This is a genomic window from Megasphaera hexanoica (assembly GCF_043520715.1).
GTDB lineage: Bacteria > Bacillota > Negativicutes > Veillonellales > Megasphaeraceae > Megasphaera > Megasphaera hexanoica.
In genome coordinates, this window is the sequence record NZ_CP171361.1 from 1,133,486 (window position 1) to 1,148,615 (window position 15,130).

Annotated in this window: 12 protein-coding genes; 11 read left to right on the forward strand and 1 reads right to left on the reverse strand. The window is 46.8% G+C overall.

The window, feature by feature from the left end; all coding sequences use genetic code 11:
* Positions 1-12: 12 nt before the first annotated feature.
* From ACGTIC_RS05400 to ACGTIC_RS05430, 7 genes are all read left to right on the forward strand, one after another.
* The gene (locus ACGTIC_RS05400) at positions 13-360 is read left to right on the forward strand and encodes a YlbF family regulator (protein ID WP_075582090.1); all 348 of its coding nucleotides are present in this window, start codon (positions 13-15) and stop codon (positions 358-360) included.
* 7 nt (positions 361-367) lie between these two features.
* Positions 368-1,282, forward strand: a complete 915-nt coding sequence (gene murB / locus ACGTIC_RS05405; RefSeq protein ID WP_059076978.1) for a UDP-N-acetylmuramate dehydrogenase — start codon at positions 368-370, stop codon at positions 1,280-1,282.
* Between the two features lie 110 nt (positions 1,283-1,392).
* Positions 1,393-3,207: a translational GTPase TypA gene (gene typA, locus ACGTIC_RS05410; protein ID WP_059076894.1), complete on the forward strand. Its 1,815-nt coding sequence runs from the start codon at positions 1,393-1,395 to the stop codon at positions 3,205-3,207.
* A 247-nt stretch (positions 3,208-3,454) separates the two neighbouring features.
* The gene (gene nifJ, locus ACGTIC_RS05415) at positions 3,455-6,979 is read left to right on the forward strand and encodes a pyruvate:ferredoxin (flavodoxin) oxidoreductase (protein WP_059076979.1); all 3,525 of its coding nucleotides are present in this window, start codon (positions 3,455-3,457) and stop codon (positions 6,977-6,979) included.
* A gap of 100 nt (positions 6,980-7,079) precedes the next feature.
* Positions 7,080-7,487 (forward strand): ribonuclease Z, encoded by a 408-nt coding sequence (locus tag ACGTIC_RS05420; protein ID WP_113855015.1) that lies wholly within the window; start codon positions 7,080-7,082, stop codon positions 7,485-7,487.
* Entirely contained in the window at positions 7,484-8,218 is a 735-nt protein-coding gene (locus ACGTIC_RS05425; protein ID WP_113855014.1) for a DNA/RNA non-specific endonuclease, read from the forward strand. The genes ACGTIC_RS05420 and ACGTIC_RS05425 overlap by 4 nt, the downstream gene beginning before the upstream one ends.
* Positions 8,219-8,440: 222 nt before the next feature.
* The gene (locus ACGTIC_RS05430) at positions 8,441-9,397 is read left to right on the forward strand and encodes an AEC family transporter (RefSeq protein WP_113855013.1); all 957 of its coding nucleotides are present in this window, start codon (positions 8,441-8,443) and stop codon (positions 9,395-9,397) included.
* 85 nt (positions 9,398-9,482) lie between these two features.
* On the opposite strand, the gene brnQ is transcribed toward ACGTIC_RS05430, so the two are convergent.
* Positions 9,483-10,832: a branched-chain amino acid transport system II carrier protein gene (gene brnQ / locus ACGTIC_RS05435; protein ID WP_059076898.1), complete on the reverse strand. Its 1,350-nt coding sequence runs from the start codon at positions 10,830-10,832 to the stop codon at positions 9,483-9,485.
* Between the two features lie 421 nt (positions 10,833-11,253).
* Between brnQ and ACGTIC_RS05440 the strand changes: the two genes are divergently transcribed.
* The 4 genes from ACGTIC_RS05440 to ACGTIC_RS05455 all read left to right on the forward strand — a co-directional run bounded on the left by ACGTIC_RS05440 (position 11,254) and on the right by ACGTIC_RS05455 (position 15,124).
* Positions 11,254-11,853, forward strand: coding sequence for a hypothetical protein (locus tag ACGTIC_RS05440; protein WP_113855011.1), 600 nt, complete (start codon positions 11,254-11,256; stop codon positions 11,851-11,853).
* 200 nt (positions 11,854-12,053) lie between these two features.
* Positions 12,054-13,010, forward strand: coding sequence for an L-lactate dehydrogenase (locus ACGTIC_RS05445; RefSeq protein WP_059076901.1), 957 nt, complete (start codon positions 12,054-12,056; stop codon positions 13,008-13,010).
* A gap of 163 nt (positions 13,011-13,173) precedes the next feature.
* Entirely contained in the window at positions 13,174-14,298 is a 1,125-nt protein-coding gene (locus ACGTIC_RS05450) for a DUF362 domain-containing protein (RefSeq protein WP_059076902.1), read from the forward strand.
* A gap of 172 nt (positions 14,299-14,470) precedes the next feature.
* Positions 14,471-15,124, forward strand: coding sequence for an HAD hydrolase-like protein (locus ACGTIC_RS05455; protein WP_059076903.1), 654 nt, complete (start codon positions 14,471-14,473; stop codon positions 15,122-15,124).
* The last annotated feature ends 6 nt before the right edge of the window (positions 15,125-15,130 follow it).

The window sequence follows — 15,130 nt, forward strand, 5'->3', positions numbered from 1 at the left end:
GGGAGTGAAATCATGAGTGTATACGATAAAGCAAATGAATTAGCACAGGCTATCCAGGAAGATGAAGATTATAAGGCATTACTGGAAGCCGGAAAGAAGCTGGCTGAAGATGGAAAAACGAGAAAACATGTCCAGGATTTCCTGACATTGCAGGCCCAACTGGCTTACGCCCAGGCGGCTGGTGACAAGCCGGTACGAAAAAAAATAGAACAATTGCAGAAATTGCAGGAAATCGTGGCGAGCCGGCCTCTGGCGGTAGAATATCTGGAAAAATACATGAAATGGAATCAGATTGGCGGTCAGATTCTTGGCACTATTCAACAGGCAATGGCAGAAGGACTGAGTATTCTTGATAAATAAATATGCAATGGCGAGCATGGTTTCGCAATTAACTCAACTCATACCGCAGCAGCAGGTGCTTTTAGACGAGCCGATGGGCCTGCATACGACATTTGCTATCGGAGGCCCGGCGGATGTACTGGTCCTTCCCCATACGGTGAAAGAAATGTCGCAGACAATCCGTCTGGCCAGGCAGCTGGAGCTTCCTGTTACGGTCATTGGCGGAGGGTCTAATGTACTCGTTCTGGACGGTGGCATCCGCGGCGTCGTCATTCAATTAAATGAAATGAACAAGTATCTTTCCTGCCATGATACGAAGATTCTGGCCAGTTCCGGATTTATGCTGAAGGATGTCTGCCAGTTTGCCCAGCAGAATAGTCTGACGGGGATGGAATTTGCCTGCGGCATACCGGGGACGCTGGGCGGGGCCGTATTTATGAATGCCGGTGCTTATGGCGGTGAAATGAGCCATATTGTTTCCCGCGTACGTACGGTTAACCGCAATGGCAGTGTACATACCTACAAGACGGCTGATTTCGAATTTGGGTACAGAAAGAGCATTTTTCAGCGCTTGCAGGAATTTGTCGTAGAAGTAGAGCTGCAGCTTTCACGGGGAGATCAAACGAAAATCCAGGAACAGATGGATGATCTCATGGAACGGCGGCGTAGCAAACAGCCGCTCGAAATGCATAGTGCAGGCAGTACATTCAAGCGGCCGCCTGGTTATTATGCTGGCACGCTGATAGATCAGACTGGCCTCAAAGGATTATCTTGTGGTGATGCCCAGGTATCGACCAAACATGCCGGTTTTGTTGTTAATACCGGCCATGCTACAGCCAGAGATGTGCTGGCCGTAATCCATGAAGTGCAAAAGAGAGTAGAAGCAGCCCATGGCGTACATTTAGAACCAGAAGTACGTATTTTAGGAGAAGAGCAGAACTAGATAAAAAAAACAGCCGGATTGATATAGTCAATCCGGCTGTTTTGTGATATACTAACACAGTTACAGAAAATTAAACTATTTTATATTGCTACAAATAGGAGAGGACGCAGATGGAACGTAAGGATATACGTAATATTGCTATTATTGCTCATGTTGACCATGGTAAAACGACTTTGGTCGATGCTATGCTCAAACAGAGCCATGTTTTCCGTTCGAATGAAAAAGTGGCTGAACGGGTCATGGACTCTGGTGATATCGAACGTGAACGCGGTATCACGATTTTATCCAAAAATACTTCTGTCATGCACGATGGCGTAAAAATCAACATAGTCGATACTCCGGGGCATGCTGATTTTGGTGGCGAAGTAGAACGTGTCCTCAACATGGTTGACGGCGTATTGCTTCTGGTTGATGCATTTGAAGGCCCGATGCCGCAGACGAAATATGTACTGCGCAAAGCATTGGAACAAAAGCTGAAGCCTATTGTCGTCATTAATAAAATTGATAAACCCGATGCCCGCGTTTCTGAAGTAGAAGACGAAGTACTGGAATTGTTCATGGAATTGGAAGCCGACGATGATCAGCTTGATTTCCCTGTTATCTATGCCAATGGCCGTGACGGCATTGCTAAAAATTCTATGGATGATGACAGTGACAACCTGGAACCGCTCTTTAAGTGTATTATTGAAAACTGCCCGTGCCCGAAGGGCGATGCCGATGGCCCGCTTCAGTTCATGGTTACTACCCTGGACTACGATGATTACGTAGGCAAGATTGCCGTCGGCCGTATTGTCCGGGGCCGCATGCACCCCAATCAGCAGGTTGTCATCACAGACGGTGAAAGCCAGCGCAAGGCTAAAATCGGCCGCGTATATACCTATGAAGGCCTGAAGCGGGTTGAAACAGACGAAGCGTCCATGGGTGATATTGCCTGCATTATCGGCATTCCTGATCTTAAAATCGGGGAAACTGTTGCTGATCCGGAAAATCCTGAAGCATTGCCGAAAATCAACATCGATGAACCGACACTGTCCATGATATTCTATGTCAATGACAGTCCGTTTGCCGGCCAGGATGGTGAATTTGTAACGAGCCGTCACTTGCGGGACCGCCTGTTCCGGGAAGTACAGACCAATGTGTCCCTCCGTGTGGAAGAAACGGATAGTGCCGACGCATTCAAAGTCTCCGGCCGTGGCGAACTGCACATTGCCGTTCTTATCGAAGAAATGCGCCGTGAAGGATATGAACTTCAAGTAGGCAAACCGAGCGTCATTACAAAAGAAATCAACGGCAAGAAGTGTGAACCTCTGGAAGCCCTGACCATTGATGTACCACAGGAATTTATGGGAACGGTAATGGAAAAACTGGGAACCCGCAAGGCTGAAATGGTCAATATGGTGGATTTGAAGGGATATACCCGCCTTGAATTCATCATTCCTGCCCGCGGACTGATTGGTTTCCGCAGTGAATTCCTGACGGCTACTAAAGGCAACGGTATCATGTATCATGTTTTCCATGGCTATGCTCCCTGGAAAGGTGATATTCCCGGTCGTACACGGGGAAGTCTGGTTGCTTTTGAATCGGGCACGACGACTGGCTATGGCATTTTTAACCTTCAGGATCGTGGCGTCATGTTCATCAATCCCGGTGAAGAAATCTATCTGGGGCAGGTCATCGGGGAAAGCAACCGCGATGTAGACATTGATGTCAATCCCTGCAAGAAGAAACACCTGACCAATACCCGTTCCTCTGCTTCTGATGAAGCATTGCGCCTTATTCCGCCTCGTCAGATGGGATTGGAAAAATCTCTGGAATGGATCAATGAAGATGAACTGGTAGAAGTAACACCGCATAATATCCGCATCCGCAAGGCTATTCTTGATAAGCACGATAGAAAGAAAGCTATGCGTAAATCACAACAGTAATTACAAAAAAGCATGGATGGCACAGTCCTTTTCGAATTTGGAAAGAGCCTGTGCCATTTTCTTTATAAAAGCACTGGAAATCCATTCAAATTTGTGGTACATTATGGGTAATGCATATGCAAATACGAATCAGCACGTATATGCGTATACACAGTTAGTAGTACGGATTGTGAAAATCCGTACGTAGAACCTTGCTTGTGATGTTATTTTACTATCTCAATAACCAAAGAAAGGGACGAAAGTGATTATGAAAAAAAACTATGTAGTAATGGATGGTAACACGGCTGCTGCATATGCTTCCTATGCATTTACAGAAGTTGCTGCTATCTTCCCGATCACACCTTCTTCTGTTATGGCAGAAAAGGTTGACGAATGGGCTGCAAAAGGAAAGAAGAATATCTTCGGTAATACCGTTGATGTTATCCAGATGCAGTCTGAAGCTGGTGCTGCTGGCACATGCCATGGCTCCCTGCAGGCTGGTGCGCTGACCACCACCTATACGGCTGCCCAGGGCCTGCTCCTCATGATTCCCCCCATGTTCAAAATTGGCGGTGAATTCCTGCCGGGCGTATTCCACATTGCAGCCCGTACCATCAGCGCTCATGCACTTTCCATTTTCGGCGATCATTCTGACGTTATGGCATGTCGTACGACTGGCTTCGGCATGATTATGTCTTCCTCCCCGCAGGAAGCTATGGATCTCGGCTGTGTAGCCCATCTGTCTGCTATTGGTGGCCGCTATGCTTTCATGCATGTATTCGACGGATTCCGTACATCCCACGAAATGCAGCGTATCGAAGCTCTTGATTATGATGATCTTGCAAAACTCGTTGATTATAAACAGCTGGCAGCTTTCCGTAAGAACAGCCTGAACCCGGAACATCCGTACACCCGTGGCACGACTGTTAATCCGGATATCTTCTTCCAGACAAAAGAAGGCGCTAACGAAAAAGTAGCAACTATTCCTGATGTCGTTCAGCACTACATGGACGAAATCAACAAATTGACCGGCCGTGATTACAAACTCTTCAACTACTATGGTGCTGAAGATGCAGAAGAATTGATTGTCATCATGTGTTCTGCTGCTGAAACCGTCCGCGATACTGTCGATTACCTCAATGCCCATGGCAAAAAAGTCGGCATGATCCAGGTTCATCTCTATCGTCCGTTCTCTGTTAAACATTTTGTCGATGCTATCCCTGCAACGGTTAAGAAAATCGCTGTTATGGACCGCACCAAAGAATCTGGCAGCGTTGGCGAACCGCTGTATCTCGATGTTCAGACGGCACTTATCCAGTCCGGCCGTACAGATATCACCGTCGTAGGCGGCCGCTATGGTCTGTCCTCCAAAGATACAACACCTGGCCAGATTGCTGCTGTATACAAAAACCTCGAACAGGATACGCCGAAGAACAACTTCACTATCGGTATTGTCGATGACGTTACGTTTACATCACTGCCGACGGAAAAATTCCACATCGATTATCCTGGCCAGATTTCTGCAAAAATCTGGGGTCGTGGCGGCGATGGTACTGTTGGTGCCAACAAGAACGCCATCACTATTATCGGTCTCGATGCTGATAAATACGCACAGGCATACTTTGCCTATGACTCCATGAAGACTGGTGGTCTGACACAGTCCCACCTCCGCTTCGGTGACAAACCAATCCATGCAACATATCTCGTAGGCGCTGCTGACTTCGTCGGCTGTCATGCTCCTACATATGTCAAGAAATACGATACGACGACAGATTTGAAAGATGGCGGCGTATACCTCCTCAACTGCCCGTGGAGTGTCGAAGAACTGGACAAAGAACTTCCGGCTCAGATGAAGAAAGACCTCTATAACAAACATGCCCAGTTCTACATCATTGATGCTACGAAACTGGCTGGCGAAATCGGCCTCGGCGACCGCGTAAACTCCATTCTCCAGGCTGCTTTCTTTAAACTTACGAACGTTATTCCTATCGACGAAGCTGTCGCAGCCATGAAGAGAGGGAATTATAATTCCTACTTCAAGAAGGGCGGTCAGGAAATCGTAGATAAGAACAACAAAGCTGTCGATATGGGCATTTCCGGCCTTACAAAAGTTGAAATCCCTGCTTCCTGGGCTGATGCAGTAGATGCTCCGGAACCGCAGAAAGATATGCCTGACTTCGTTCGAGATCTCGTTATTCCCGTTGACCGTCAGCATGGCGATGAACTCCCTGTTTCTATCTTCAAGAAATACGGTGTATTCGATGGCACATGGCAGAACGGCACGACGGCTTATTTGAAACGTGGCGTTGCTATCAATGTTCCTCACTGGAATGCTGAAGTCTGCGCACAGTGCAACAGCTGCTCCATGGCCTGCCCGCATGCTGCTATCCGTCCGGTCCTCGTAACGGATGCCGAAAAAGCTGATGCTCCGGCTAACTTTGTAACGGTCCAGGCTAAAGGCAAAGGCCTGGAAAACTACAGCTACCGCATGCAGATTTCTCCGTATGACTGCCTCGGCTGCGGCGTTTGCACGACGGTCTGCCCGATGAAAGAAAAAGGCGCTCTTACGATGGTTCCGATGCAGGACGAAATCGATCAGCAGGATAACTTCAATGAATATGCAATGAAGGAAAAATATCTTAAGAAAGATGTTATCAGCGATGCAAACGTCAAAGCTGCCCAGTTTGCCAAACCGTACTTCGAATTCTCCCCGGCCTGCGCTGGATGTGCTGAAACGACGTACATCAAGATGGTTACACAGCTCTTCGGTTCCCGCATGTACATTGCCAATGCTTCCGGCTGCTCCTCTGCTTATGGCGGATCTCTGCCGATGACTCCGTACTGCAAGGACGAACGCGGCTTCGGGCCCTGCTGGGAACAGTCCTTGTTCGAAGACAATGCTGAATTTGCATATGGCTACTTCCACGCTCAGGACGCCATTCAGAAGGAAATCATTATCCGCCTGAACAGCCTCAAAGAACAGGGCGTATGCGTAGCGGAAATCGATGCATACCTTGCCAACTACAAAGATGGCAAGAAATCCCGTGAAGTATCGGATGCTCTTCTCGATGCTCTGGAAAAAGCAGAACAGACGGAAGAAGTTAAATTCGTCCTTCAGAACCGCGAATTCGTTTCCAAGAAGTCCGTATGGGCTATCGGTGGTGACGGCTGGGCTTATGATATCGGCTTCGGCGGCGTAGACCAGGTAATTGCCCAGAACCGTGATGTCAATATCCTCGTCGTAGATACGGAAGTTTACTCCAACACAGGCGGTCAGTCTTCTAAATCTACACAGACTTCTGCTGTAGCTAAATTCGCTGCAGGCGGTAAAGTCATTAAGAAGAAGGACCTCGGTGCCATTGCCATGACTTATGGCTATGTATATGTTGCCCAGGTTGCTATGGGTTACAGCCAGGCTCAGACTCTCCGCGCTATCCGCGAAGCTGAATCGTATGATGGCCCGTCCATCGTCATCTGCTACTGCCCGTGCCTGGAACACGGCATCCGCGCCGGTATGGGTACGACACAGCTGGAAATGAAGAAAGCTGTCGAATGCGGTTACTGGCATCTCTATCGTTTCGATCCGCGTCTGGCTGCACAGGGCAAGAACCCGTTCCAGCTTGATTCTCCGGAACCGGATACGGATAAAGTTATGGATTACCTCAACGGCGAAAACCGTTACAGAAGACTTAAGATCAACTTCCCTGAACGTGCTGATGCACTGTATAAGAAAGAAGTACAGGATCTTAAAGATCGTTACAAATACTATGCCAAGATGGCAGGCAGAGAATAATATTCCTGCTAATAGAAAAAAGGATTCAGGCTGCGGCCTGGATCCTTTTTCTATTAGCGGACACTCTATGATATAATGGTACGTATCAGGAGGTGAGTTCATGATTATCATGACAGTAGTAGACGACCATGGCGGGCTTTGTTTCAATCAGCGCCGTCAGAGCCAGGACCGGAAATTGCGACAGAGGATGCTGGAAATTGCCGGTACAAAAGGCATCTGGATGGATGCTTATTCTGCGTCCATGTTCACAAAAGCGGCGGACCGGATCCACGTTGACGACGATTTTTTGAATCAGGCTGGCCAGGGCGATTTCTGCTTTGTTGAAGATAAGGCAGTCCTTCCCTATGCAGATCGTATCGAAAAAATCATTCTTTTCCGCTGGAACAGGGCCTATCCGTCTGACATGTATTTTGATATTACCCTGGAAAGTCCCTGGAGGTTGCAGGAAAGTCATGACTTTTCGGGATTTTCCCATGATACTATTACAGAAGAGGTATATGCAAAATGAGACATCTGACCAAGATACTGATGGTGCTGCTGCTTGCCTTTTGCCTTATTCTTACGGCTTGCGGACAGTCACAGAAGACATCGTCGCATGAAAAGAAGGTACAGAATCAGACTGTACAAGTTAAGGGAAATAAGGAAGAATCGTTTGATCTTTCTAACATTCCGGCATTTTCAGGGAAGCCGTATGTTGTCATCCATAATAATGTTCCTGATTTTCCTGACAAAGACAAGACGAAGAAATCTTTTGAAAGGTACAGTGAGCTTGATTCACTGGGACGTTGCGGTCCGGCCTATGCCAATATAGGAAAAGATCTTATGCCTACCAAAAAAAGGGGTGCCATAGGCAGTGTCAAACCAAGCGGATGGCATCTGGCCAAGTATGATAATGTCGATGGGAAATATCTGTACAACCGCTGTCACCTTATTGGATATCAGTTGACAGCAGAAAATGCCAATCCTAAAAATCTGATCACAGGTACGCGGTATCTCAACGTCGAAGGTATGCTTCCTTTTGAAAATATGGTAGCCGATTACATTAAAGAAACGAATCATCACGTTTTGTACCGGGTAACTCCCATTTTTTCCGGTAATGATCTCGTTGCCCGCGGAGTACAGATGGAGGCATGGTCGGTAGAAGACAAGGGGGCTGGCATCAAGTTCAATGTCTTTGTCTATAATAACCAGCCAGGGATTACCATCGATTATAAAACTGGCAATAGTAAGAAACAATGAAATGCGGAGCTGTCACACCAGGATATCCCTGATGGGGCAGCTCTTTATTATGAAATCATATTTGTCTGTTTTGTTGTATGCGGCCAGACAGGGTATACGTAAGGCAACATAGATAATTGATATATTAGTATGCTAAGATACTGATTTTTTCTGGACAAACATCATAAATATACTATAATAGCTAATGTGATTTCATCAATTTTCCGGGAGGACGAGACGCGTATGGCCTTTACAGCATCGATAGAAAGTATTATTCCTATATTACTCATTATTCTGACGGGATATGTGCTGGAGAAGAAACAGTATTTGTCCGATTCCTTTGGCAATGATATTTCAAAAATCATCATGAATATTGCATTGCCGGCTGCTGTTTTCGTATCTATGATGAAATACATGTCCCTCAGTATGGTGCGCCAATTGTCAGAAGGGTTTACACTGGTCGCTGTCGGAGTGATCGCCTGGTATGTCCTGGGCTGGATCTGGGCCCGCATGACACATGTTCCGGCTGGCCGTCATGGCAGTTTTGTTGCGGCTGTAGCGAATACGAATACTTTATTTATCGGCTGGCCTCTCAATATGGCCTTATTCGGTGAAGAAGCCATGCCGTATTTTCTGGCATATTTTCTGTTTTGCAATACGTCCTGCTGGACAATTGGGGCATTTCTCGTGGCAGACGATCCATCCGATGCGGCGGGCACAGAAAGACGGCATTTTAATCTGAAAAAGCTTTGTCCGCCGCCTCTTACCAGTTGTCTGATTGCCTTTCTCTTTTTGCTGGCAGATATATCCGTTCCGGCCCCGGTGATGACGGCAGCTGGTTATATCGGCAGCCTGGTTACCCCCTTATCCCTGTTGTACATTGGACTGGCCCTGGCTAAGGCCGGGGTGGGCAATATTTCCTTTGACAGAGATACCATTGCCGGGTTTACAGGCCGTCTGATTCTGGCACCGGCCGTCATGGCGGTCGTGCTTATCGTTGGCCAGGACCTGTTAGGCCCTATGCCGGCATTGGAATTTGATACCTACATCGTCCAGTCTTCCCTGCCTATCATGGCGGTACTGCCGATTCTTGCCAATGAAGCCCATGGTGACGTACGGTACGCGACAGGCATTGTGACGGCCAGTACGGTATTGTTTGCAGCAGTCATACCGGTCATCGTGTATGCACTGGGCGTGTAAGATAAAATAAGAGAGGAGCCTCTCGTGAAAACTGTGATTTTCATGAGAGGCTCCTCTCTTATTTTCAACTTTTTATCAGAACATTTCAAGCTTCATCGGGTAACGTTTCCGGCTTCTTTAGAATTGCAGCTGCAATCAGGCCGACGACGAATCCGGTGAGGGCAAAGATGATCCAGCCGAGACCGATAGCCTGGAAGGGAACATAGGTGTTCATCAACTCAGATAGCGATCCAAGGGGAACACCGGCTGTTTCTAATCCGCTGATAAGGGCGGAGAAACAAGTGAACCCTATGGTAGAAATGTAGACGATGCGGTTTCCATTAAACACATTGTGCATGAACGTGAGGAATATCGTTGCCACCGTAAGCGGGTAGAGGAACATCAGGACCGGAATGGCTGTCTTGATAATCGTCAGCAGACCAAATGTGCCAATCAGGAAAGAGACAATGGTAAAGCCCCGCAGATAGGCTGTATAACTGATGCGGTCATAAATTTCATTGAAGAAGGTAGCACACGATGTGAGAAGGCCGATACTGGTGGATAAGCAGGCTAAGAGGACGATGACCGCCAAGAGGATTGCACCGGCATTACCAAAAAGTATCAGGGCACTGTTGGCAAGGACGGGAGCACCGGTTTCCAGGATTCCCAGTGCCTGCACACTCGTTGCGCCGAGGTCAGCAATGAATACATAGACGAATCCCAGGCAGGCTGCTGCCAGAAGACCGGCTTTAAAAACATCCCGTGTCACCTTCTGCGGTGTATCAGCGCCGTTTTCTTTGACGAATTTAATGACTAAAATAGCGAATACGAAGGAGCCCATGGCATCCATAGTGCCGTATCCGTCGATGAAACCCTGAACGGCAGCCATGCTGGCTGTAGCGTAATGAGCAGTTGGAGCCTGAGGGACACCCATCGGGGTGAGATAGGATTTTAAAATCAACATGACGATTGTTACCAGCAGACATGGTGTCAGGATTTTGCCGATGCGATCGACCAGTTTGGACGGGTTGGCAGACAGCCAATAGGAAATAATGAAGAATAGTACCAGGAAGGCTGTCATTTCCATATCAGAACCGCCACTATTCAGGAAAGGCCGTACAGCGATTTCATAGGATACGCTGCCTGTACGGGGAATACAGAACCAGGGACCGATGGTCAGATATACTACGACGGAAAATACGAGACCGTATTTAAGCCCTACGCGGCTTGCCAGCTGGCGCAGGTCTTCACAGCCCGAATATCCCATGGCAAGTACACCGGCCAGCGGAAGTCCTACCCCGCTGATGATGAAGCCCAGAACGGACCACCAGACGTTATAACCGGCATTTTGTCCCATCGATGACGGGAAAATCAGGTTGCCGGCACCAAAGAATAATGCAAACAACATAAGACCAATAGCAATGACTCTGGAACTTTGATTACTACCCTTACTCATACATCATACCTCCCATCGGATGCGGAGAATAAAGATGCGCTTCCTGTAACTTAAATCCCGTCCAGCTGTACTGATTAAAAATGGTTGCACACAAATATAGGCCCAAACTATACCTGCGCTTTATGAGCTCACATTTTTTAACAGATGTAAAATAATAACTGGTACATTTCTTATTCTCCGCTACTGTAAATTTTAATAGAACCATAAAATTTACCTTTTATGACCTAAGTATATCATAAAAAAGAAAAAAATCAACGACGTAAAATTAAAAATATTAATAACGAAAATATAAAAAATTAAAATTTGATGAGTAAACCGGCGATTTGTCAATGCTTTGACTGCCTATGATATAATATATATAAGTTCTATTTATAAATTCTATGACGAAACCATATATTCTCATGAAAAGGAGTTTCTGTATATGAAAATAAAAAATATTGCTATTTCTATTGCCATCAGTGTATTTTGTCTGACCGCCGCACCTGTTTTTACCCATTCAGATGTAGTCTGGGCTGCTAAAGGTGGGATTTCTGTCAAGTCAGCACCTCGTACGGCACCGGCGATGACGAAGCCGGCAAGTAATACGGGAAATACGACAAGGCAGGCTCCTAAATCAGAAACTGGCACTACTAATACCAGACAGCAGGCTAAAACAGCTGGTAACGGAGCAGGCACGGCCGCATCACAGACTTCACGATGGGGGAATACGCTCCGTAACATAGGATTCCTGGCAGGAGGTATGTTCCTGGGGAGTATGCTGGCCGGCCTTTTAGGATGGGGCAGTATGGGAATCTTATCAACTATTCTGGGGCTGTTCATGAATCTTCTTCTGTTCATGGCATTGATTGCAGCCGTGCGCTGGTTATGGCATAAGATTCGCGGGAAAGATCATTCGGCAGATGCCTCGTACCGCCGGGGATATGAAGCAGCGATGCGTGATAAAAATAACAGGCATTCCTATACGATCGATGTGACACCGATAGACGAAACAGAAAACAAAAAGCATGACAAAAAATCATAAGCATTGGTATAAGATGCATTTAGAGAGATAAATATTCGAGATTATACGATTAACTTGCGTTTTGTGTGTATTAAAATTCATTCTTATTTTGAATTACAAATGATTACTCATTTACAAATCAAAAGGACAGGCCTATCATATACGTATAGAGATTTGTGAACTCTGTAACATAATTTTCTGCGAGAAAAGAGGAATTTATCATGAGTATCAAAAAAAGAATTGTTGGTGTAGTTGGATTAGGCCACGTTGGCGCTCATGTTGCGTATAATCTGGGAATGATGGGGGTTGCTGATGAAGTCAAGCTGTGTGATAAAAACGCTGATAAAGTAGCCAGTGAATGCAATGACCTGATGGATGCTGCGTATTTTATGCCTCACCGCGTCGTATATAAAGTTGTAGATTATGCCGGTTTGGCAGACTGCGATGTCATTGTTAATGCCGTTGGTAAAATTGAATTACTGGCAACGTTGAACCGTGACAGCGAAATGGAAAATTCTGTCAGGGAAGTAGCCAGCTTTGTCGATAAAATCATGGCTGGCGGATTTGATGGCATTTTTGTCAATATTACCAATCCCTGCGATGTCATTACCGACCTGGTACAGAAACTGAGCGGTCTGCCACGCAACCGCGTATTTGGTACAGGGACCGGCCTTGATTCGTCCCGGCTCATCAGTGCCATTTCCCAGCAGACGAATTTGGAACACCATTCGTTCACGGCATTCATGATGGGCGAACATGGCAATGCTCAGATGGTTCCCTGGTCTCTCATTTCTTTCCATGGCAAACCGCTTTCCGAACTGAAAGGCGATCCTCGTTTTGACTTTGATCATGAAGAAATGACGAAACGCGTCATCAACGGTGCCTGGACTACCTTTAAAGGGAAAAAATGCACGGAATACGGTGTAGCTGCTACAGGGGCTACCGTTGTCCGTTCCATTTTGCATGATGAAAAGAAGATTATGCCTGTCAGTGCTTATCTCGACGGCGAATATGGTGAAACAGGTATTTATTGCGGTATTCCTGCTGTCGTCGGTGCCAATGGGGTAGAACAGGTCATGGAATACACGCTGACTGATGATGAAAAAGCAGAATTCAAACGCTGCTGCGATGCTATCCGTGGCAACATTGCCAAAGCGGAACAGTTCTGGAAGAAATAAACCATTCAATAGATAAAATGGTAATATAATCAGCCGGCTGTCCTGTCTCTTTTATGATGACAGGCAGCCGGCTTTGTTTTACTTGACTTTGAGCGGGCTCCATGTGATATGATAATGATGTTGTAATATAGTTATGGTGTGTATTGTATGACAGGAGGGCAATATGGAAAAAGCAAAAGTATATTTTACAGATTTCCGCTGTAAAGTAGGTACGAATAATCTGATGAAACTGCAGAAACTCTGCCGCCGTGCCGGCATTGGCAACATTGATATGGATGGAAAATTCGTTGCTATCAAGATGCATTTTGGTGAACTGGGGTGTCTGGCATCTATCCGTCCCCAGTATGTCAAGGCTGTAGCAGATCTGGTAAAAGAAATGGGAGGGAAGCCATTTCTTACGGACTGTAATACGCTCTACCCGGGCAGCCGTAAACACGCCCTGGAACATATGGACTGCGCCAATCTCAACGGCTATAATACGGTGACTACGGGCTGTCAGATCATTATCGCGGATGGGCTGCGCGGTACCGATGAAGTAGAAGTCCCTGTAAAAAATGGGCAATACGTACAGAATGCCAAAATCGGTCGGGCCGTCATGGATGCCGATGTCTTTATCAGCCTGGCTCATTTCAAAGGTCACGAATCAACCGGGTTTGGCGGTGCTATAAAAAATATCGGCATGGGCTGTGGCAGCCGGGCAGGAAAAATGGAACAACATTCGTCAGGCAAACCGGAAGTCATCGAGGAAAATTGCCGCAACTGCCATCGCTGTGCTAAAGAATGCGGATCCGACGCCATTACATACGAAAATGACGTAGCTCATATCAATGAAGAACTTTGTAAAGGCTGTGGCCGTTGCATCGGTGCTTGTGCTTTTGACGCTATCCAGACGGTACAATGGGATGCCAATGATAAATTAGACCGCAAAATGGCTGAATATGCCCAGGCCGTCTGCCAGGACCGGCCCTGCTTCCATATCAATCTTGTCATGGATATTTCACCGAACTGCGACTGTCATGCTGAAAACGATGCTCCTATCCTTCCGGACATCGGCATGTTTGCTTCCTTTGATCCGGTAGCACTGGATCAGGCTTGCGTCGATGCCTGCCAGAAACAACAGCCTCTGCCCAACAGCCAGTTGGCGGATAATCTGGCAAAACCAGACTGGCATCATCATCACGACCACTTCCTTGACAGCAATCCCCGTGTCAATTGGGATGAAACGCTGGTACATGCAGAAGAAATCGGTCTCGGCACGCGCCAGTATGAATTAGTTGTCGTAAAATAAAACTATCGTGAAATAATATCGCAAACTTAAAGAGAGGGTTGTCCCTGCATGAGCAGTGCGCTCATTTGGCGGCAACTCTCTTTTTCATACTCCTTATACTGGATAACCATTCTCAAATATGATATTATATATAAGATATGTAAAAGTAATACCATATAGCAGGAGGAGAAACATGTTCAAACATGTACTATTTGATTTAGACGGGACTCTGACTGATTCGAAAGAAGGAATCATCAAGTCTGTAGAATATGCACTGCTGAAGCTTGGGGAATCAACGGAAGGACGGCTGGACCAGCACATTGTCGTCGGCCCGCCGATGATGACGACGTTTACCCAGGTTTATGGCTTTTCCGAAGAAAAAGCGCGGCGTCTGTATGATACATTCCAGGAACGGTACGGTACCAAAGGGCGTTTTGAAAACCATCCGTTCCCGGGAATCCTGGCTCTTCTGGATCAATTAAAGGAAGCGGGCATCAAATCGTATGTTGCTACGTCCAAACCGACTGTACATGCCCGGGCCATATGTGAGAAATTCGGGATCAGCCAGCGGGTGGAACTCGTCGCCGGCAGTACTCTTGGAGGCAACGAAACAAAAGCTGATGTCATCCAGCAGGTTCTCGATACAATCGGACCACAGGCAGAAGGCAAGGCTGTCATGGTAGGCGACAGGAAATATGATGTCATCGGTGCCAGAGAAACGAAGCTGCCTGTCATCCTCGTCGGGTTCGGATATGGAAGCAAGGCAGAACAGGAAGCCTATCCGCCTGATTATTTTGCCCCTGATGTGGAAGCATTAGGCGATATTATTCTTCATACACAGTCGTAAGAGGAG